This is a genomic window from Streptomyces sp. WAC00040 (assembly GCF_056835925.1).
Genome location: NZ_JAKQZE010000004.1, coordinates 83,437 through 102,727, shown reverse-complemented (window position 1 = coordinate 102,727; position 19,291 = coordinate 83,437). Strand labels below are relative to the sequence as shown.

Annotated in this window: 16 protein-coding genes; 4 read left to right on the top strand and 12 right to left on the bottom strand. The window is 74.6% G+C overall.

Annotated features, from left to right (window positions below):
- Positions 1–58: 58 nt before the first annotated feature.
- From MDN94_RS31150 to MDN94_RS31095, 12 genes are all read right to left on the bottom strand, one after another.
- The gene (locus tag MDN94_RS31150; RefSeq protein ID WP_482729204.1) at positions 59–790 is read right to left on the bottom strand and encodes a GNAT family N-acetyltransferase; all 732 of its coding nucleotides are present in this window, start codon (positions 788–790) and stop codon (positions 59–61) included.
- A complete protein-coding gene (locus tag MDN94_RS31145) occupies positions 787–1,815 on the bottom strand; it encodes a pyridoxal phosphate-dependent aminotransferase (RefSeq protein ID WP_482729203.1) in 1,029 nt (342 codons plus the stop codon). The genes MDN94_RS31150 and MDN94_RS31145 overlap by 4 nt, the downstream gene beginning before the upstream one ends.
- The gene (locus tag MDN94_RS31140) at positions 1,812–2,183 is read right to left on the bottom strand and encodes a cupin domain-containing protein (RefSeq protein ID WP_441267603.1); all 372 of its coding nucleotides are present in this window, start codon (positions 2,181–2,183) and stop codon (positions 1,812–1,814) included. The genes MDN94_RS31145 and MDN94_RS31140 overlap by 4 nt, the downstream gene beginning before the upstream one ends.
- Before the next feature lie 173 nt (positions 2,184–2,356).
- Entirely contained in the window at positions 2,357–3,670 is a 1,314-nt protein-coding gene (locus tag MDN94_RS31135) for an ATP-grasp domain-containing protein (protein WP_482729202.1), read from the bottom strand.
- A gap of 47 nt (positions 3,671–3,717) precedes the next feature.
- Positions 3,718–4,467, bottom strand: coding sequence for a GNAT family N-acetyltransferase (locus tag MDN94_RS31130; RefSeq protein ID WP_482729201.1), 750 nt, complete (start codon positions 4,465–4,467; stop codon positions 3,718–3,720).
- A 56-nt stretch (positions 4,468–4,523) separates the two neighbouring features.
- Positions 4,524–5,918: an MFS transporter gene (locus MDN94_RS31125; RefSeq protein WP_482729200.1), complete on the bottom strand. Its 1,395-nt coding sequence runs from the start codon at positions 5,916–5,918 to the stop codon at positions 4,524–4,526.
- The gene (locus tag MDN94_RS31120) at positions 5,915–6,997 is read right to left on the bottom strand and encodes an SAM-dependent methyltransferase (RefSeq protein WP_482729199.1); all 1,083 of its coding nucleotides are present in this window, start codon (positions 6,995–6,997) and stop codon (positions 5,915–5,917) included. Before MDN94_RS31120 ends, MDN94_RS31125 begins: the two co-directional genes overlap by 4 nt.
- Positions 6,998–7,039: 42 nt before the next feature.
- Entirely contained in the window at positions 7,040–8,380 is a 1,341-nt protein-coding gene (locus MDN94_RS31115) for a CurL C-terminal domain-containing protein (protein ID WP_482729198.1), read from the bottom strand.
- 8 nt (positions 8,381–8,388) lie between these two features.
- Positions 8,389–13,026, bottom strand: coding sequence for a non-ribosomal peptide synthetase (locus MDN94_RS31110; RefSeq protein ID WP_482729197.1), 4,638 nt, complete (start codon positions 13,024–13,026; stop codon positions 8,389–8,391).
- Entirely contained in the window at positions 13,023–13,337 is a 315-nt protein-coding gene (locus MDN94_RS31105; RefSeq protein ID WP_482729196.1) for an acyl carrier protein, read from the bottom strand. Before MDN94_RS31105 ends, MDN94_RS31110 begins: the two co-directional genes overlap by 4 nt.
- 22 nt (positions 13,338–13,359) lie before the next feature.
- Complete coding sequence (locus tag MDN94_RS31100) at positions 13,360–14,277, bottom strand: hypothetical protein (protein WP_482729195.1); 918 nt, start codon at positions 14,275–14,277, stop codon at positions 13,360–13,362.
- Between the two features lie 32 nt (positions 14,278–14,309).
- Positions 14,310–15,581: a tryptophan 2,3-dioxygenase gene (locus tag MDN94_RS31095; RefSeq protein WP_482729194.1), complete on the bottom strand. Its 1,272-nt coding sequence runs from the start codon at positions 15,579–15,581 to the stop codon at positions 14,310–14,312.
- Positions 15,582–15,905: 324 nt separating this feature from the next.
- Here MDN94_RS31095 and MDN94_RS31090 point away from each other — a divergent pair, with 324 nt between their 5' ends.
- The 4 genes from MDN94_RS31090 to MDN94_RS31075 all read left to right on the top strand — a co-directional run bounded on the left by MDN94_RS31090 (position 15,906) and on the right by MDN94_RS31075 (position 19,193).
- Positions 15,906–16,745 carry an NmrA family NAD(P)-binding protein gene (locus MDN94_RS31090; protein ID WP_482729193.1) on the top strand — a complete coding sequence of 280 codons (840 nt, stop codon included), beginning with the start codon at positions 15,906–15,908 and terminating at the stop codon, positions 16,743–16,745.
- A gap of 103 nt (positions 16,746–16,848) precedes the next feature.
- A complete protein-coding gene (locus MDN94_RS31085; protein ID WP_482729192.1) occupies positions 16,849–17,499 on the top strand; it encodes a hemerythrin domain-containing protein in 651 nt (216 codons plus the stop codon).
- 81 nt (positions 17,500–17,580) lie between these two features.
- The gene (locus tag MDN94_RS31080; RefSeq protein ID WP_482729191.1) at positions 17,581–18,072 is read left to right on the top strand and encodes an anthrone oxygenase family protein; all 492 of its coding nucleotides are present in this window, start codon (positions 17,581–17,583) and stop codon (positions 18,070–18,072) included.
- A 125-nt stretch (positions 18,073–18,197) separates the two neighbouring features.
- Entirely contained in the window at positions 18,198–19,193 is a 996-nt protein-coding gene (locus MDN94_RS31075; protein ID WP_482729190.1) for an AraC family transcriptional regulator, read from the top strand.
- The last annotated feature ends 98 nt before the right edge of the window (positions 19,194–19,291 follow it).

Here is a 19,291-nt window from a genome sequence, read left to right as displayed (position 1 = left end):
GGTGTGTTGTGCCTGCGGTTCGTCGGAACGTCACAAAGAAGGGGCCGGGGGAGACGGTTCAGCGGGAGAGCCGGAAGACGAGCAGCCCCTCGGCGTCGCGCCCGTCCAGCAGCTCGAAGCCCACCCGCCGCATGACGTGCTGGGACTTGGTGTTGTCCTCGGTGGTCGTGGCGACCACCGTGCTCACCCCGCTCCGGCCCAGCGCCCAGTGGGCCAGCTCGCCCAGCGCCTCGGTGGCGTAGCCGTGGCCGCGTGCCTGCTCGGCGAGGTCGAAGCCGATCTCCACGCTGCCGTCGCAGGGCGGCCCGTGGAAGCCCATCGCGCCGACGACCAGGGCGTCCTCGGCCCGGAACAGCAGATACATGCCCCAGGCGGCCACATGCGCGCCGGCACCGGCCGCCCTGTCGAGCATGCGGGCCGCGACACGGGTCTGCTCGCTCGGCGCGCCGCCCAGCCAGTTCAGTCCGGCGTCCGCGCCCGCGGCGATCTGCCGCGCCTCTTCGGGCAGCACCTCACGCAGCCACAGCCGTGCGGTGGCCAGCAGTTGCACGGCGGGCCGCCGCGCGTCCTCGGCGGCGGCCCGCCGCACCGGAGTGGGGCGGCCGTCGGTCCACAGCTCGGCGATCCGGTCCAGACAGGCCTGCTCGCCCCCCGACCAGCCGGTGGCCTGCCAGCCCGCCGGCAGGCCGGTGCCGCTGGGCCACACCGCGTACTGCTGCCGGGCGTTGACGATCACTGCATGGGTCACGGGGTGCTCCTGTGAAGGCGGTACGGGTGCGGGCCCGGTCACCGGACCGGGTCGATCACGTCGAGGGCGTCCAGCAGCCGGGTGAGATCGGCGACGGGCCCCAGGGAGACCCGCAGATGCCCGGCGAAGCCGAACCGTCCGGCGTCGCGGACGAGGATGTCGTGCTCCGCGGCAAGCCGCTGCTCCGCGGCGGCGGAGTCGCGGACCGCGACGGCGACGAAGTTGGTCGCCGACGGCAGCGACGTACGCCCGCGGGAGCGGAGCGTGCCGCGGAACCATGCGCGGCGCAGCGCGTTCTGCCGGCGCACCTCGTCCAGGTGGGGCCGGTCGGCGAGCGCGGCCACGGCGGCCGCCTGCGCGACGGTGTTGACGCTGAACGGCAGGGTGGCCTGGGCCGCGCGCAGCGCGGCGACGAGATCGGGCGAGCCCACCGCGTAGCCGATCCGCAGCGCGGCCAGACCGTACGCCTTGGAGAACGTGCGCAGCGACAGAAGCGGCGCCCCGCTGCCCAGGTAGTCCCGCACCTGCGGGGTCCCCGCCGGGGCGAACTCCAGGTACGCCTCGTCGACGACCAAAGGCGTGCCGGTCACCGCCGCCCGCTCCACCAGCATGCCGAACCGGTCCCGGTCGAGGACGGCGCCGGTCGGGTTGTGCGGGTGGCACAGGTAGACGATGCCCGCCTGCTCCATGGCGGCGGCGATCGCTTCGGCGTCCGCTTGCGCCTCCCGCAGGGGGATCTCCCTACAGCCACGCCCGGCCTGCGTCAGACAGATGCGGTAGCCGGGGAACGTCCCGGCCGACGTCACCCCGGGCCGGCCGCGGTCGCCCAGCGCGAGGGCGCTCAGCAGCACCAGTTCGTCGCTGCCGTTGGCGACGGCCACCTGGGCCTCCCCGACGCCGACCCGTTCCGCGATCGCCGCCACCGGCACGGCACGGCCCGGATCGGGGTAGACGGAAGCCGGATCGAGGGCCTCGTGCGCCGCGCGCACGGCCATCGGGCTGGGACCGTAGGCGTTCTCGCTCAGGTGCAGCCGGGCAGGTGCGACCCGGGCCGGCGCCGTGGTCATGCCGCTTCCCCCAGAAGGATGCCGAAGCAGTAACTGCCCGGCTCCGCCTCCAGGGTGACGAAACGGTGCTCGGCCCCGGCCGGCACGTGCAGCAGCGCCGGGGAGGACAGCTGATGCGTCCGCCCGTCGACCGTCACCTCGATACGCGCGCCACCGGGGCGGGGGGAGACCAGGAAGTAGATCTCGGCGACCTCGTGCCGGTGCGGGTCGGCGACCGGACGGCCCACCAGATGGTCGATCGGGCCGCCCGCGACCTGCACCGGGACCCCGCCGAACATGTCGGCCGTCAGATAGAAGGGTGCGGGTTCGTGATGACCGGCGACCGGTAGGAACTGCGGTACGTCGGTACGGATCTCAGCGGCTGCCACAGGGCCACCTTCCCTTCCGGCTACGGGCCTCGACGGTGGTGAGACTCCACGACCCGGCTCGAGCGGGACTGGAGCTGCGGTCCGGCCGCACCGGCCCCCGCGGCGAGAGGGACCGGAGCGCGGCCAGCGGCGCCCGCCGCGAGGGGAGGGGCAGCGACGCGGGCCGCGGCCGCTCACCGGGCCGGCACCGGCCCGGCGGCGGGCGCCGCGGACACCGTCTTCGGTGCGCCGCCGGGACCGGCGAACGTGAACGACAGCGCCTGAAGAGCACGCTCCGCGGCCTCGAACATCGCGCCGTGGTCGGCCACCCGGCCCTCCACCCAGGCCAGTTCACCGGTGTCCACCCCGGCCGGCAGCACCGTGCCGGGAGCGTGCCGGGCCACCACACCCACCACCCCGTCCACGGCGAGCGCCTCGCGCAGCCCCCGCATCCCCAAAAAGGTCCCGCCGCCGGCGGGGGAGGGCACCGACCGGGTGAACACCACCGGGCCGTCCGGGGCCCGCAGCCCGGACACGTCCTCACCGAGCGCCACCCGCCCGGCCAGCGTCACCGCGTCGAAGCCGCCGCTCAGATGCGCCAACTGCACCTGGAACCCGCCCAGACGCCCGTTGACCTCGATGATCCTCGGCCCGTCGGGCGTCAGCTTGATCTCGGTGTGCGTGACACCCGTCGTCACCTCCAGCGCCCGCAGCGCGCCGCTCACCAGACCGAGCACCTGCTCCCGATCCGCCGCCTCCAGCGGCGCCGGCCACAGGTGCCCGGTCTCGCGGAACGGCGGCGCCAGCGGGAACTTCCCCGTCACCGCCCAGTGCGAGACGCGGCCGCCGGTCACCGCCGACTCCACCGAGATATGGTCGCCGAACGGCCCGCAGTCCCGGCCGCGCAGATACTCCTCCAGCACCAGCGCACTCTCACCCGGCCCGCCCTCGGCCTCCCCCGCGCCGCCGGACAGCAGACGGGCGGCCAGCTCCGCCCCCCGTGAGGCGTCGGTGACCAGATGCGTACTGCGGCTGCCCTCCCCGCGCGCCGGCTTGAGGACCGCCGGCAGGCCCACGGCCGACAGCGCCGCCGACCAGTCACCGGCCTGCCGCAGCAGGAAGGACCGCACCCCCTCCACGCCGCGCTCCCGCAGCCTTGTGCGCTGCGCGTACTTGTCGCGCAGCAGCTCCACGGTGGCCGGCGAGTGGAACGGCAGCGACAGGCGCGCGGCCAGCGCGGCCGTCTCCGGCAGCCGGGACTCGCTGAAGGTGAGGATCGCGTCCGGGGCGAGTTCCCGCAGCCGGGCGGCCGTCGCGTCCAGGTCCGCCGGATCCAGCCGCACCACCGGCGCCAGTTCCTCGGCCAGCGGCGCCACCTCGTCGCTGTGCGGGGACGGGCACAGCACCAGGACCACGTCGCCCAGCACCTCCAGACCCTCCACGATGTGCAAGGGGGAGGCCGAGCCACGGTCGTAGACGACGGCGACGAGCGGGCGTCGCTGAGCCATGAGGAGGCTCCTTCACTTCGAGGGACGGGGGAGAGGGGGGCGGTGGTTCAGGCGGCGCTCTGGTCGGACTCCTCCGCGAAGCGCACCCCGGACAGCACGCTCGCCAACGGCACGCCCTCGGCCCGGCCGGACGACGCGGCCCCCGCGTCCGGGGCGACGCCCGCGCCGAAGAACGGCAACGCGTCCGCCACGCCGTGCACCTCGGCGCCGATACGCCGGTGCGCCTGCCAGCGGGGGCGGGTCAGCCGGAAGCGGTCGCTCACCACCTGCTCGCCGCGGACCGCGTTGATCTGGCTGCCGTCCCGTTCGAAGCCGAACTTGCGGCACACACCCTGCGAGGCGTCGTTGCCGCGCCGCACGACGGAGAACGCCTGCTCGGCGCCCAGCCCCGTGAACGCCAGCTCCAGCGCCGCGGCCCTGGCATGCCCGCCGAGCCCCTCGCCCTGCCGGCCGAGCGCCAGCCACGAGGTCAGCAGCACCTCACGGGTGACGCCGAAGTCCCGGCCGCCCAGGCTCTGCGAACCCACGACCTGCCCGTCGGCGACGACGACCAGATACAGCGTCCAGTCCTCGGGCGTCCAGGACGCCATCGCCTTCCAGTGACGCTGCAGCACCCGCTGGGCCACCTGGGCCGGCGTGCCGTCCGTCCACTGCGAGAAGAACGGCATGAAACCCGGTGCGTGCACCCCCTCGACGGCCCGGTCCGCGAGCGCGTCGAGATCCTCGGGCGTCGGCCAGCGCAGCTCGACGCGCCCTGTGCGCACCGTGATACCGGTGAGCGGCCAGTTGTTCATCATCGTTGGCACCTCGTCGGGACGGAAGGAAGCATGAGGGGGACGCCGGGCCGGGCCCGTCACACGGGTGAGACGGCACTCTCGGCGGGACGCGCCGCGCCGGCCGGCACCGGCTGCGGCGGTGCCGGAAGCGGCTCCTCCACCCCGGCCTCCGCCTGCGGCTCCACCCCGGCCTGTGCTTGCGGCTCGGCCTCGGGTTCCGGTGCCGGCAGGTCCGCCTGCGCGCTCAACCCCGTACGCAGCCGCACCGCCACCGCGACGACCCCGACGCAGCCACCCAGCAGGACCGCCATCAACGCGATGCCGTCCGCCCACGGCAGCGTGGCGCCGGCGAGCGCCGGGCCGGCCACCGAACCGGTCGAGATCGCCACCGACAGCAGCGCGTTGACCCTGCCCCGCACCTGCTCGGCCGCCAGATCGTTCAGCAGCGACGTCACCACCGGGAAGACCAGCGCCTCGCCCACCGACAACAGCACCACACCCGCCAGGGCGAGCGTCAGCGCCGCCGAGCCGTGCGTGAACCCGGCGACCGCCACCAGGGCCCAGGCCGCCGCCCACACCGCGCCGGAGACGGCGAGGACCGTGGAGCGGCGGATCTTCTGGATCCGCTCGGCCAGCAGGAACTGCGCCCCGACCGCGACCACGATGTTGACCGCGAACGCGCCGGAGATGCCCTCGGGGCCCAGCGCACCGCCCTGCGTCAGATAGCCCGGCAGACCCGAGCGGAACTGCCCGTACGAGACGAGCGAGCAGACCACCAGAGCGCCCAGCAGCGCCGCGATATGACGGTGCCTCAGCACCTCGCGGTAGCCCGCCGGCCGCCGGCCCCCCTGCGCGCCCTTGTCCTCGCCCGCCTGGACCACCTTCGGCAGCAGCCAGAACAGCACCGCCCCCGCGAGCAGGAACGTCGCCCCGTCCGCCAGGTACAGCGCGGCGAACCGGGCCGCCCGCGACCCCGCGTCCATCGACGCCACCACACCGCCGGCCAGGACACCCAGCCCGGTCATCGCGTTGAACACCGCGTAGTCGGCGCTGTAGGCGAGACCGCGCTCCCGTGCGGAGGCGGCCCCCGCGTACAGGAACCGCAGCACCGTGCCCACGCCGCTGATCCCGAAGCCGTACACCAGCGCCGCGACCAGCGCCGAAGGCGCCCCGTCCGCCTGCGCGTACAAAGCGGTGCCCGCTCCCGCCACGGCCATCACCAGCGGCACCGTGGTGCGTGGCGGGAACCGGTCGAGCAGCGCCCCCCACAGCAGCCCGCCGGCGACCGCGGTCGCCGCCTGGACGGCCAGGGTCACGGCGGGCACCCAGGCGGGCAGCCCGTGCACATCGCTCAGATAGATCCACAGGAAGGGCAGGACGAGGCCGCCGCCGAAGGAGTTGACGGCGTTGACCGCGAGGACGACACGCGTGCGCGGCGAGAACTCCCGCAGCAGGGCGAGGGGACTGGTCACCGTGCCTCCAGCACATAGAGCCACGAGTGGGGGGTGCCGAACGGCACCGTGCGGCGCGGCACCAGGCCGGCCGCGGCGAACAGCTCCTCGTACGTCTCCTTGGTGTGCAGCGGCACACCCATGAGCGCGTGGGCCAGTTCGTAGCCGAGCGAGAACACCGGCAGTGTCCGCGCGTCTTCCGCGTCCGGGCGCAGCATCGTGTCGGCGAACACGAAGGTGCGGGCCGCCGGGAACGCCTCGCGCAGCCGCGTGAAGGTGTGCGGGCGGGTCGCCGGGTCGGCCAGCAGGTCGTGCAGCAGGAAGAAACTCATCACCGTGTCGACCTCGGCGAGCTTGTCGTGGTGCGCGGCCCGGTGGCACACGTCGAGCACGTCGGTCCTGATCGCCTCGACCCGGCCGCTCAGCCCGGCCTCCGCGATCGTGCGGTGGCCGAGTTCGGTGGCCGGGCCGCTGATGTCCAGGCCCAGACCGCGGGTGCCGGGACGGTTGCCGACGACGCGGCTGACCCGGGCGGAGATCCCGCTGCCGAGGTCGGCGAGGGTGGAGAAGTCGACGTCGGCCAGGACCTCGTCGAGGGTGCCCGCCATGAAGGAGCGGTCGTTCTGGCCGGAGCCGAGCGCCACCATCGCCTCGTCGCGCAGCACATCGGTGCCGAACTCCGCCTCCCCGGACACGATCCGGTGCGCCTGGGCGAACACCTCGGCGTAACCGCCGACCCCCCAGGTGAAGTAGCCGCGCATGCGGATCATCTCCTGGCCGGCGGTGGTCAGCAGCGCCGTGCCGCCGTCGTCCTGAAGCCGCAGCCAGCCGCAGCCGGCGGCGGCCCGCACCACTTCGCGCAGCACCCGCTCGCGCACGGCCGGTCCCGTCTCCGCGGCAAGGGCACGCAGGTCGAGCAGCGGGTCGCGTTCCAGCCGGTCCCAGATGCCGAGCCGGTCAAGGGCGTGGACGACGGTGGCGGCGACGTAGCCGTTGAAGGCCGCATCGACGCCTATCGGGGCCGGCGCGGCACCTGCCCAGTCGGCGGGTACGGCGGCCGGCGCTGCGGGTGCTGCGGCATGGTCCAGGGCGGCGGTCATGGCGGGTCCTTCCGGTGTGCGGACGAGGGTGGACGGGGAGGTTCAGGCTGGCGCGGCGGCCGGCAGCGCGGCGGCGCCGGCCAGTTCGGCCCAGTGGGCGAGGAGCTCGTCCGCGGACGAGGCCCCGGCGACGGGGGCATAGGCGGCGAAGGCCACCGCCCAGCCCTCGCCCGCCGGGGCGAGGGCCAGACGCACAAGAGGCACGTCGGCCGCGGCGAAGGTCTGTCCGGCCACGGCGGCCCGCACCCGTTCGACCGGGTCGGCGCCGTCGTCCGGGGCGAGCACCGTCACCGGCACGGGCCGGGCCGAGGCACGGGCGTACCAGCGCCCGCCGTGCCGGGTGAAGACGGTGCGCAGCGCGGGGCGGGCGTCCAGCAGCGCGCCGAGCGCGGCCTGCGCCTCCCGAACGGCGGGCTCGGGCCGCGGCAGGACGGCCGTCGCGCACAGCGCGTGCTCGGCGGCGCTGCCCGAGCGCACCAGGTCGTGGAAGAGCCACCGCTGCTCGTGCGGGGTCAGGGCCCGCAGCCCGGCCGGCGGTGCGATGCCGGCCGCGGAGCGCGCGCGCCGGAACGGATAACCGGGCAGCCGCACCCGCCGCCCCGCCCGCCCCAGCGTGCAGTCCATGTCGAAGCCGTGCTCCCACAGTCCGGCGAACACCCGCGCGTACGAGGCGGGATCGGCCGGGTCCAGTGCGAAGACCGCACCGTCCGCGTCCCGAAACCCCCCGCTACCGGCGCCCGTGCGGCGGGCCGGGGCCCGGTCGACGGCGGGAACACCCACACGGAGCACCACCGCGCCGTCCGGCAGCGCCCCCGCCGCCGGCACCCGCGCGCCCGTCGCCGCCGCCCGCAGCGCGTCCGTCGGCGGCAGCTCGCCGCGCAGGGCCGCCGCGGCCGCGGCGCCCGCGCCCCGGCCGAGGACCGTGTCCGGGCGCAGCCCGTGCGCCGACAGCCACGCTCCAATGCCGTGCAGGGCCGCCGCCGTGCAGGCCGCGAGGCGGTCCGCACCGGCGGGCAGGGACAGATCGCCCGCCACGGCCGACGCCTGCGCGACCTGCGCCAGTTCCGGGCCGCCGCGCAGCGCCGAACCGTCCCCGAGGTCCAGGACCAGCGCCGGAACCGGCCCCGCCGGGCGCGGCCGGCCGGCCGACTCCCGCAGCGCGGCAGCCAGTTCGGCGAGGTCCGTGCCAATCACCGCATGCCGTACGGGAAACCGCTCCCGCCCGTGCGTGAGCGTGGCCGCCACGTCGTCCACCGCCGGCGACGGGTCCTGCTCCAGCCGCTGCGCGAGCCGAAGGCACGCGGCCGCGGCCGTCTCCGTGTCCCGCGCGGAGACGGCCAGGACCCGCGGCGCGTCCGGCCCCGTCAAGAACGTCGTCGTCATCGCCGACCTCACACCCTTTCCCTGACGTGTTCCTGGACGACCACATGGGCGTTGGTACCGCCGACGCCGAAGGAGCTGACGCCCGCCGTCCGCGGCCGGCCGGCGGGCACGTCCCACGCCCGGCCCTCGGCCAGCAGAGTGAACCGGCCGCCCGGCCCGGCCAGCTCGTCGATCGGCTCGCCCACGTTCGGGGTGGCGGGCAGCACCCCGTGGTTCACGGCGAGCACCGCCTTGATCAGGCCGGCGATGCCCGCGGCCGTGTTGCAGTGGCCGATGGACGCCTTCACCGAGCCGACCGCGACCTCGGGGCCCGCCGTGCCGAGCGCCTCGCCCAGTGCGGTGGCCTCGATGGCGTCGCCGAGTCGGGTGCCGGTGCCGTGCGCCTCCACGTACCCGACGGCGTCCGGGCCGATGCCCGCCGCGGCGAGCGCGGCACGGATCACCCGCGCCTGGCCCTCGACGCCGGGCGCCGAGTAACCGACCCGCGCCCGCCCGTCGTTGTTGACGGCGCTGCCGCGGATCACGGCGTGCACCGGGTCGCCGTCCCGTTCGGCGTCGCTCAGCCGGCGCAGCAGCAGCGCACCCGCGCCGAACCCGCCGACCGTGCCCGAGGCCCGCCGGTCGAAGGGCCGGCACACCCCGTCGTCGGCGTACAGGAACCCGGGCCGGTAGGTGTAGGCGCCGTCGAACGCGCCGTCCAGGGACACCGCTCCCGCCAGCGCGTAGTCGCTCTCGCCGCGAAGCAGCGCACGGCAGGCCAGGTGCACCGCGTACAGGCCGGTGGAGCAGGCGGTGTCCAGCAGCAGCGCCTCGCCCCACAGGTCGTGCAGATAGGCGAAGCGGGAGGCGACGAACGTCGGGTCGAGACTCACGACGTCGTCCACCCGCGCCTCGCCGTCGGTGCGCACCACCTTGGGACAGCCCGCGTACAGGCTGGTGCGGCGGGAGATGTCGGACAGCCGCAGCGACGCGTCCTCGACGGCCGCCCACAGCACCTCGTGCAGCACGCCCTGCTGGGGGTCGCCGCCCTCGACGTCTTCGGGGGTGAAGCCGAGCAGGCCCGCGTCGTAGCCGGTGCCGTCGGCGAGCATGCCCCAGCGTGCGATGCGGCGGGTGCCGTCGGGGTGCTCGGTGACCAGCGGCCCCGGCCCCTGACGGAAGCAGTCACGGCCCGCGACGAGGTTGTCCCAGTACGCGGCCAGGTCGGGGGCGCCGGCGAACCGGGCGCCCATGCCGATCACGGCGATCGCGTCACCGTCACCGCTGCCGCGTGCCGCGGCGCGACCGGCGCCCCGCAGCGCGGCCGTCGCCGTGTCCGTCGCCGTGTCCGGTCCGGCGGCCGCGTCGCCGCCGAGCAGCCGGGCCTGTGCCCGCACGGTGGTGTGCCGCATCAGGTCGGCGATGGACGGCCCGGTGCCGGTGGCCTCGCGCAGCGCGTCCTGGAGGCGGACCAGCAGCAACGAATGGCCGCCCGCGTCGAAGAAGTTGGTGTCCGGGCCGATGTCGGCGGCGGGCAGCACCTGCCGCCAGGCCCGCATCACCGCGTCTGCCGCCCCGCCGTCCGCCCGGGCCCTCACGCCGGCCCCGCCGGGCCGGTCGGCGGCCGTGCCGGTCCGCACGGCCGGCTGCGGAGCCCGGTGCGCCGCGGCGGGCGCCGCCGCCTCCGGCGGCACCGGCAGCCGCTTGCGGTCGATCTTGCCGTTCGCGGTCAGCGGCAGCTCGTCGACCGCCAGCAGATGCGCGGGCACCGCGAACGGTGGCAGCACGGTCCGCAGATGGGCCCGCACGGCATCCAGCGCGGCCCGCCGGCCGAGCACCGCGTATCCGACGATCTCCTTCTCGCCCCGCCCGTTGACGCGGCCGGTGACGAACGCGCCGCGCACCTCGGCATGTGCCCGCAGCGCCGCCTCCACCTCGCCCAGCTCGACCCGCTGACTGCGGATCTTGACCTGGTTGTCGGCACGGCCGATGAACTCCAGCTGCCCCTCGGCCGTCCAGCGCACCCGGTCACCCGTGCGGTACAGACGCGCGCCCGGCTCACCGCCGAACGGGTCGGGCACGAACCGTTCGGCCGTCCGCCGCGGGTCCCCCAGGTAGCCGCGGGCCACCCCGGCGCCGCCCAGGACCAGTTCGCCCGGCACATAGGCGGGGGCGGGCACCAGCGTGCCCTCCCAGACCACATGGAGGCGGGTGCCGGGCACCGCACGCCCGATCGGCACGGTCCGCGCCCCCTCGGGCACCTCCTCGATCGCGTGCCAGGAGGAGGTGAAGGAGTTCTCCGTCGGTCCGTAGCTGTGCAGCAGGGTGCCGGGCCGCGCCCAGCGCAGCGCCTTGCGGATGTGCGGCACGGAGACGATCTCGCCGCCGAAGTAGACGCGGTGCAGCGACTGCAGCAGATCCGGGGCGTCCTCGATCAGCCGGTTCAGCAGCGGGGTGGTGACCAGCAGCGTGGTCACGTCCGACTCGCGCAGCGCTGCCCGCAGTTCGCGGGGACTGAGGACCAGTTCCTTGTCGAGTACCGCCAGCCGCGCACCGTGGGTGAGGGCGCCCCAGATCTCGTACGTGGCGCCGTCGAAGTTGAGCGGGGACAGATGCGAGACGGTGTCGCCCGGGCCCAGCGGCACGAACTCGGGCCGGTGCATCATCCGCAGCACGCCCCCGTGGTGCAGCACCACGCCCTTGGGGCGGCCGGTGGACCCGGAGGTGTACAGCACGTTGAACGCCGTGTCGGGGCCTGCCGAGGTGAGCGGCGCGGACACCGGCAGCGCGGCCGATGCCGCCCGCACGGCCTGCGGCGTGTGCACGGGCAGCCCCCGCAGCCGCCCCTGCTCGCCCTCCTCGGCGATCAGCAGCCGCGGCCGCGCGTCGGCGACCACCATCTCCAGCTGGGCGTCGGGATACGCCGGATCCAGCGGCAGGTACGCGGCCCCGGCCAGGGCGACGGCGAGCATCACCGTCACGGTGTCCGTGCCCGGCCGCAGCACCAGCGCCACGATGTCGTCGGTGCGCACCCCTTGGATCCGCAGCCAGTGCGCCATCCGCGCGGCGTCCCGCACCAGCTCGCCGTAGCTCAGGCGCCGCCCGTTGTGCAGGACGGCGACGGCGTCCGGCGCCTTTCGCGCCTGCTCCACGACCAGTTCCGCGACACCGGCCGCCGCGGGCTCCGCCGTGCTCCCGGCGGCGGCCGTGTTCCCGGCCCCGGCCGATACCCCGCTCCTGGCTCCTGCCCTGCTGTTCGCCCCGGCCGTCTTCCCGGCCCCGACGAGGCTCCCGGCCGCCCCGGCTCCGCTCGTGCTCCCCGCCACGCGGGGGGAGCACGGTGCCGCCCCCGGCACGCTGCTGCCCGGCGCGTCGGCGTGCGGCGCGGACTCCGCCCCCGCCGCGGCGTCGGCGTGCGTTGCGGCCAGCGAGGCCAGCAGGTCGCGGCAGGTGCCGTCCGGCCGTGAGGAGGCGGCCCGGAGCAGCGCGTCGACCTGTTCGACCATCAGCTGCGCGGTGGCGGGCGTGTAGAGGGCCCGGTCGTAGTCGATGCGCAGCACCAGCCCGTCGTCGCCCTCCACGGCAGCGAACGCCAGGTCGTACTTGGCCACGGCACTGTGCGGGTGCAGCAGGCGCACCTCGGCGTCGGGCAGCTGCCAGGACGCGGAGCGCCGAGGTTGGTGCAGGAAGACCGCGGAGAAGACCGGCGCGGTGCCGGGCGGCAGGTCGCCCGCCTCGGCGTGCGCCTCCATCGAGGCCAGGACCTGATCGCCGAGGACGGCCGCGTGGTCGGCGAAGGGCCGCTCCGGCTCGCAGACGGAACGTACCGGCAGGACGCGGGTGAACAGGCCCACCGCGTCCTGCGTGTCCTCGTCACGGCCGGCGAACGGCATGCCCAGCAGCCCGTCCTCCTCGCCCGACCAGGCGTGCAGCAGCAGACTCCACACCGACAGCAGCGCCACGGCCGGACTGAAACCCCCCGCGGCGGCAAGGGCCCGCACCTGCGCCAGCCGCTCGAGCGGCAGCTCCCGCTCGCAGAACCCCGCCTGCCCGCGCAGGCCGTCCTCGCGGCGCACCAGGTCCGGCAGCGGCGCCAGCAGCGCCGGCTCGCCCTCCAGCAGCCGCGTCCAGTACGGATCCGGTGCCGCGGCCACCGGAAGCGGATCGGGCACGGGCACCGGCGCGAACCCGGGGTCCCGGCCCGCGGCCCTCGCCCGGTAGGCGGTGACCAGGTCCTCGGCCAGCACCTCGACCGACCGCCCGTCCGCCACGATGTGATGCACCGTCAACGTCACCAGCGCACCGTCGTCGTACCGCAGCACCTCCGCCCGCAGCAGCGGCGCCGTCCCCGGGTCCAGCGGCCGCGCCGCGGCGTCGGCGGCATCCTCGAGAGCCGTCTCGCGGTCGTAGCGCCCGGGCCGCTCCACGATCCGCAGCGGCACCACCGCGCCCGGCTGCGCCACACGCAACAGCGTGCCCTGCGCCGTCTCGAAACGCCCCGCCGGCGCCGGATGGCGCTCCAGCACATCGGCGAGGGCGGCGCGCAGCGCCTGCTCGTCCGGACGGGGGGTGAACTCCAGGCACAGCGGGATGTTGTAGCGGCCGGACTCCGGCTCGCACCGGTCGGCGAGCCAGATCTCCAACTGCGCGGAGGAGGCCGCGCTCACGCCCCGGCCCCCGCAGCGGCCGGGCCCGTCTTCGCTTCGCCGCCCGCGGCGCCGGCGCCCGCCAGGTGGGCGGCCAGCCCGTTCACGGTCGGGTGAGCCAGGAACTGGCGCACCGTCAGCGGATGCCCCAGCCGGTCCTTCAGCGCCCGCACGATCCGCACAGCGCACATGGAGTGCCCGCCGACCGCGAAGAAGTTGTCGTCGTCGTCGAACTCGTCGTGCCCCAGGCCCTCGGCCCAGGCGGTGCGCACCAGCACCACCGGCGCGGCCGGCTCGTGCGGCGTGGACGGTGTCTCAGGCATCGATGTCATGGCTGCGCGGGCTCCTTCGTTCTCAGGACGTCTCGTCGGCGGGGGCGGCCGGGGCGGCGGGTACGAACTGCCGGTAGACGGCGTCCACGGAGTCCCACAACTGCGGGAACAGCGTCCGCTCGGACATCGTCATCAGGCTCTGCGTGGACTGCCCGCGCAGGCTCGTCGGGAGCCCGTCCGCGCCCTCGCCCCGGCGGGCGCCCGCATCCTGCGGCGTGTGCGGGCACGACGGATTCCCCGGGGCGCGGTGCGCCGCCGCCTCGGGATGGCCCCCCAACTGGCCCCACACCATCCGCAGATGCAGCTGTTTCCAGTCCCCGACCGCGCCGTCCAGACGCATCAGGGCCTGACGCACCAGGGCGAGTGCGACCGCGTCCCGTTCCGCCTCGGCCGGCCGGGCCGTGCGGCCCTGCACGCGGATCAGCTCCTCCATGGGAAGAGCGGCCCGCTCCAGCGCCCGCACGAACGCCTGCCACAGCGGCTGCGCCGCCCGGCGCAGGTTCCGCGCGCCGGGGGAGTCCAGGCCGGTGGTGTTCTCCGGGAACGTCTCACGCATCGTCAGCAGCGCGGTCTGCGGTAGAAAATCGGTCAGCACGGCCAGTGCCTGCACCGGGATCCGGCCCAGGGAGGCGGCCCGCTCCAGCACCTGTGCGGCCAGCAGCGCGTCGCCGTCGTCGAGCAGCGCGAGGGCCCGCCCCATCTCGAAATGCATCGCCGCCCACGCGTACTCGGTGATCAGATGCACCGACTGGAACAGCCGCTGGTCGGGGTGGACCAGTTCGCTCTCCGGCAGCAGGGCCGACAACGCCTGCGTGAGCCGGGTGTCCTGCTCGTAGTTGCTGCCGCGGTCGTACTCGTAGACGAGCAGGTGGTCGGCCGCCTCCGGGTTCAGTGCGCGACGGGCGGCACCCGGGCGTCCGGTCATGGCACGCTTGCTCATCGGCTTCGCAGTCCTTCGGTCGGGATCGGGCATCAGCCGCCTGCCGGCTGCTGCTCCATGGCGGGGAAGAGACGGTTGGCGATCACCGATTCCAGATACGGCACACCCTCGGTGGACCCGGTGCCGGTGCGGGTGCCGATCATCCGCACCGCCAGCCGGAAGTGCGTCTGCTTCCACCGCTGGTGCACCGCCTCCAGATGCCGGGCGGCCGCCCGCACCGCGGCGGCGTCCGGCTCCGCGAGCCAGCCACTCGAGATCACGTCCTCCCACGTGCCCTGGACGCTCTCCCGCCCGGCCAGCACCTCACCGCGCACGCCCGGTACCGAGGTGAACGCGGCCGAGTCCAGCCGCGCTCGCGCCGGGGTGGAGCAGTAGCTCTCGAACCGCTTGTAGCCCTCGGACTGGATCGCGCTCGCCCCGTCGGTGAACCGCCGGAAGCTCTGGAACGACGCCGGTTGCATGGTCGCCAGCAGCGAGAACAGCGGCAGCGACTCGCGCAGCACGTCGGCGACCTCGGCGATCAGCGCGGCCGCGTCCCCGGGCCGCTCGCCGCGCAGCACCGACACCGCCGTACGCAGCGTCGCCGACATGAACGTGAACGTCGCCTCGAAACTCTGCAGCACACGCAGGAACAGGTACTCGTCGTGCAGCACGTGGACCGGCTGCACACTGGCCCGCAGCAGCAGCCGCTCGGCCTTTGTCGCCGTCGCCAGCACCGCGTCCGCCAGCTCCCCGGCCGGGGTACGGCCGGGCGTCGCCGCCAGCGCGACCGGGTCGACCGCCCCCTCCAGCACCCGCAGCGCGGCCGGCTCCATCACCCTCACCGCCAGCCGCAGCCGCTTGGTCAGCAGCACCGGCGAGGGAAGCATGCCCCGCGGGTCGGCGGGACGGCCGTCCAGGACCAGCGACTCGAAGCCGATCAGATCGGCGAGCAGCAGCAGAACCGTACGGTCCCGCCGGTCACGCAGCGCCCGCCCGCCCTCCGGCACGTCCTTCGCCGCCTCGTCCCAGCCGTGCGACAGCAGGGGCAGGGCCGTATAGCTGGGATAGTCGTAACGGCCGTCGAACTTGTCCAGCAGCACATCGAGGAACCGGTCCAGAAAGGCATCCGGAAAAGCCGCCGGATTCCGCTCCCGATTCAGTGAACGGCACGCCGCGAGAAGCTCCAGGAGTTCCCGTCCGAGAAAGTGCTTTCCCACTGCACGCAGATGGTCGATGGTGCTGTCGTAAGGAAAAGGCGCTTCACCGCCCAAGGAACGCCAGACGGCGAGTTCACGCCGCAGCGGCCCGTCGGTGACGTTCATATCGCGTATCCCTTCGCCCCACCGGTGAATGGGACGAGATTCGCCAAGGACCCTGGAGAACCACTCAAGTACCGCTCTACGAGGGGCCGTTGCCGGCCCGCCACGATCCGCGCCCGAGCCCCTCCGGCCCGGCGCCTGGAGACGCGCTCGCGACCCGCTCGAGAACCGGACCGGGCCCATGGCCGCCCCGGCACCGCGCTGCCTACCCTGACCCGGGCACCGCACCAGCACCCATCCGGCCTTCGCTCCTCCTGAGACGCACGCTTATGGAGCTGAGCGCTTGGACTATGGCTCGTCTCACCGCACTGGAGTTGACTCATCACCATGACGAACACACAGAACACGCAGACGACCGGAACGAAGACGACGCTGGTGATCGGCGGCACCGGCAAGACGGGCCGCAGGGTCGCCGAGCGGCTCACCGCACAGGGCCTCCCGGTGCGCGTCGGATCACGCTCCGGCGAGCCGCCCTTCGTGTGGGAGGACTCCTCCACCTGGGAGGCCGCCCTCGAGGGCGTCGGCGCCGTCTACGTCACCTACTACCCTGACCTCGCCTTCCCTGGCGCCGACGAGCACATCGCCGCCTTCTCCAAGCTCGCCGTCTCCAAGGGCGCCACCCGCCTGGTGCTGCTCTCCGGCCGCGGTGAGGAGGGCGCCGTGATCGGCGAGAACAAGCTCAAGGAGTCCGGCGCCGACTGGACGATCGTGCGCTCCAGCTTCTTCAACCAGAACTTCGATGAGAGCTTCTTCCTCGAGCCCGTCCTGGCCGGCGAGATCGCCCTGCCGACCGGTGACGCCGTCGAGGCGTTCGTCGACGCCGACGACATCGCCGACGTCGTCGTCGCAGCCCTTACCGACCCCAAGCACATCGGCAAGACCTACGAACTGTCCGGGCCGCGCCTGCTGAGCTTCCGCGACGTCGCCGACGAGCTCACCAAGGCCACCGGCCGCCAGATCCAGTACATCCCCATCACCAAGGACGAGTACCGGGCCGCCCTGGTGGAGCACGGCCTGCCGGCCGACTTCGCCGAGCTGTTCGAGAACGTCCTCGACGGCCGCAACGCCCACCTCGTGCACGGCGTCGAGGAGGCCCTCGGCCGCAAGCCGAAGGACTTCGCCGAATACGCCAAGCAGGCCGCCGCCTCCGGCGTCTGGAACGTCTGACCCGGAGCCCCAGCCCCGGTGCCGCGACCGCGGACCGACGGACGCACCCGCGGCCGCGGCACCGGACCAGCCCGAACCGACAGCCACCCCCGAGGAGGCGGCCATGAGCACCCCCATGTCGAGCGAACGCCTCGACACCCTGCCCGGCCACTTCCACGGCTTCGCCCTGATGCACGTCGCCATGCGCCGCGACGCCCACCGCCTGACCACCGCGGCCCCCCGCCTCACCGCCCGCGGCGCCGGCCCCGCCGGCCAGTGGTGGCAGCGCCTGCGCGACGTCATCGACTGGCACCACCGCAGCGAGGACGACTTCCTGTGGCCCGAACTGCTGCGGCGCCACCCGCAGTTCCGGCCGCAGGCCGACGAGATCGCCGGCGACCACACCGAACTCGACCGGGCCATGGACCAGGTCACCGCCGCCCTCACCGCCACAGGCGGCCCGGCCGCCCTGCCCGCCGCGGCCGAACACTTCCGCCAGGTCCTCACCCACCACCTCGCGGACGAGGAGAAGACCGTCTTCCCGATCTTCGCCCAGCTCCCCGCCCGCGACTACCTCACCCTCGAACAGCGCCTCGTGCGCACCGCACCGCCCGGCGTCCTGACCTACCTGCCGCCGTGGATGTTCGACGGCGCCGACCGGCGGTCCGTCGACCTCGTCGCCGCCACCATGCCGCCCCCCGTACGGCTGCTCGGCCGCACCGTCCTGCGCCGCCGCTACGAACGCGGCCTCGGCGCCGTCCTCGACCCCCGCTGAGCCACGGTCCGGACCGCCCCGGCCCGGACCACCCCCGCCCCGCCCGGGGCCCCCGCGAACCGCCCGCCGGAAGGAAGCCCGATGCCCACGGCCGCCCAGCCCGCGCTCCACGCCGCCACCATCGCCATGGGCCTGAGCGCCGGCCTGTACTTCTCCTTCGACGTCTCCGTCCTGCCCGGCCTCGACCGCGGCGACGACCACACCTACGTCGCCGCCATGCAGAACATCAACGAGGCCATCGAGAACGGGCTGTTCGGGCTCGTCTTCTTCGGCGCCTTCCTCGCCACCGGAATCGCCGGCGCCCGCCTGACCCGCATCGGGCAGCGCACCGCCGCCCGCTGGACCTGGACCGCGCTCGCCCTCTACACCGCCGCCGTGATCCTCACCATGCGGATCAACGTCCCCCTCAACAAGCGCCTCGCCGCAGCCGGCCTGCCCCAGGCCGCCGGCGAACTCGCCGCCCTGCGCGACACGTTCAAGAAGACCTGGGCACCCTCCAACGCCGCCCGGACCCTCGCCTGCACCGCCGCCCTGCTCTGCCTCGGCCGTGCCCTGTCGACGCTGCGCCACTGAACCGGCGCCGCGTCCCCACAACTGCGCCCGTCCTGCCGGACGTCCCCCGCACGGCAGGGCGGGCGCGACCCTTTCCGTCCCCCGAGGCCTCCCACGCCTCGCCCCAGCCGATGGGTTGAACACCAATGGATGCTCTCACCGGCCTGCTCGAAGGCCCCAAGGCCCGCGGCGCGTTCCTCATCAAGTCGGTGTTCAGCCCGCCGTGGGCCCTGCGCGTCGAGGACCGCGCCCCCATCTCCCTGGTCACCATGGTCCGCGGCGACGCCTGGGTCCTGCCCGACCGCTCCACCCCCGCCCTGCTGCGCCCCGGCGACGTCGCCGTACTGCGCGGCCCCGACCCGTACACCATCGCCGACGAGCAGGACACCGGCGTGCAGATCGTCGTCGGCCCCGAACAGCGCTGCAACACCACGGAAGGCGAGGACGTCACCGACACCATGGCCCTCGGCGTGCGCACCTGGGGCGACACACTCGGCCAGGGCTCCTCCGTGATGCTCAGCGGCACCTACCAGGCCCCCAGCGAGATCGGCCGCCGGCTGCTGAACGCCCTGCCCGCCCTGCTCGTACGGCCCGCCGGGGCCGAGGACAACGCACTCGTCGCCCTGCTCGCCGAAGAGATAAGCCGCGACGAACCCGGCCAGGAACTCGTCCTGGACCGCCTGCTGGACCTGCTGTTCGTCAGCGTGCTGCGCACCTGGCTCGCCGAACCCGGCGCCGGCGCACCCGCCTGGTACCGGGCCCAGTCGGACCCCACCGTCGGCCCCGCGCTGCGCCTGCTCCACGACAACCCGGGCCAGGCCTGGACGGTGGAGACCCTCGCCCGCAAGGTCGGCGTCTCCCGCGCCGGCCTGGCCCGCCGCTTCACCGCCGTGGTGGGGGAGCCGCCCATGTCCTACCTGGCGACCTGGCGCCTCACCCTCGCCGCCGACCTGCTGCGCGAACCTGACGCCACGGTGGCCACCGTCGCCCGCCGCGTCGGCTACAGCAGCGCGTTCGCGCTGAGCGCCGCGTTCAAACGGGTCCGCGGCATGAGCCCCCAGGAATACCGCACCAGCCGCACCGCCGACCAGCCGATGCCTGCCGGCACCCCCGCCCAGACCGTCGTCCTGGGCACCGGCTGAACCGGCCCGGCCGCACCGGTGAGGGCCGAGGCCGCTCAAGGCCTCGCACCGACGCCGGCCGACGCGGAGCTCCGGCCGCCGGTGCGCCGCCGGTCGGG

Bases quoted from the DNA above. Each gene is read 5' to 3' on its own strand.
- MDN94_RS31080 (WP_482729191.1), top strand. From the start codon at position 17,581: ATGCCCACGGCCGCCCAGCCCGCGCTCCACGCCGCCACCATCGCCATG.
- MDN94_RS31085 (WP_482729192.1), top strand. From the start codon at position 16,849: ATGAGCACCCCCATGTCGAGCGAACGCCTCGACACCCTGCCCGGCCAC.
- MDN94_RS31120 (WP_482729199.1), bottom strand. From the start codon at position 6,997: ATGACCGCCGCCCTGGACCATGCCGCAGCACCCGCAGCGCCGGCCGCC.
- MDN94_RS31130 (WP_482729201.1), bottom strand. From the start codon at position 4,467: ATGATGAACAACTGGCCGCTCACCGGTATCACGGTGCGCACAGGGCGC.
- MDN94_RS31115 (WP_482729198.1), bottom strand. From the start codon at position 8,380: ATGACGACGACGTTCTTGACGGGGCCGGACGCGCCGCGGGTCCTGGCC.
- MDN94_RS31105 (WP_482729196.1), bottom strand. From the start codon at position 13,337: ATGACATCGATGCCTGAGACACCGTCCACGCCGCACGAGCCGGCCGCG.
- MDN94_RS31145 (WP_482729203.1), bottom strand. From the start codon at position 1,815: ATGACCACGGCGCCGGCCCGGGTCGCACCTGCCCGGCTGCACCTGAGC.
- MDN94_RS31135 (WP_482729202.1), bottom strand. From the start codon at position 3,670: ATGGCTCAGCGACGCCCGCTCGTCGCCGTCGTCTACGACCGTGGCTCG.
- MDN94_RS31090 (WP_482729193.1), top strand. From the start codon at position 15,906: ATGACGAACACACAGAACACGCAGACGACCGGAACGAAGACGACGCTG.
- MDN94_RS31075 (WP_482729190.1), top strand. From the start codon at position 18,198: ATGGATGCTCTCACCGGCCTGCTCGAAGGCCCCAAGGCCCGCGGCGCG.
- MDN94_RS31100 (WP_482729195.1), bottom strand. From the start codon at position 14,277: ATGAGCAAGCGTGCCATGACCGGACGCCCGGGTGCCGCCCGTCGCGCA.
- MDN94_RS31095 (WP_482729194.1), bottom strand. From the start codon at position 15,581: ATGAACGTCACCGACGGGCCGCTGCGGCGTGAACTCGCCGTCTGGCGT.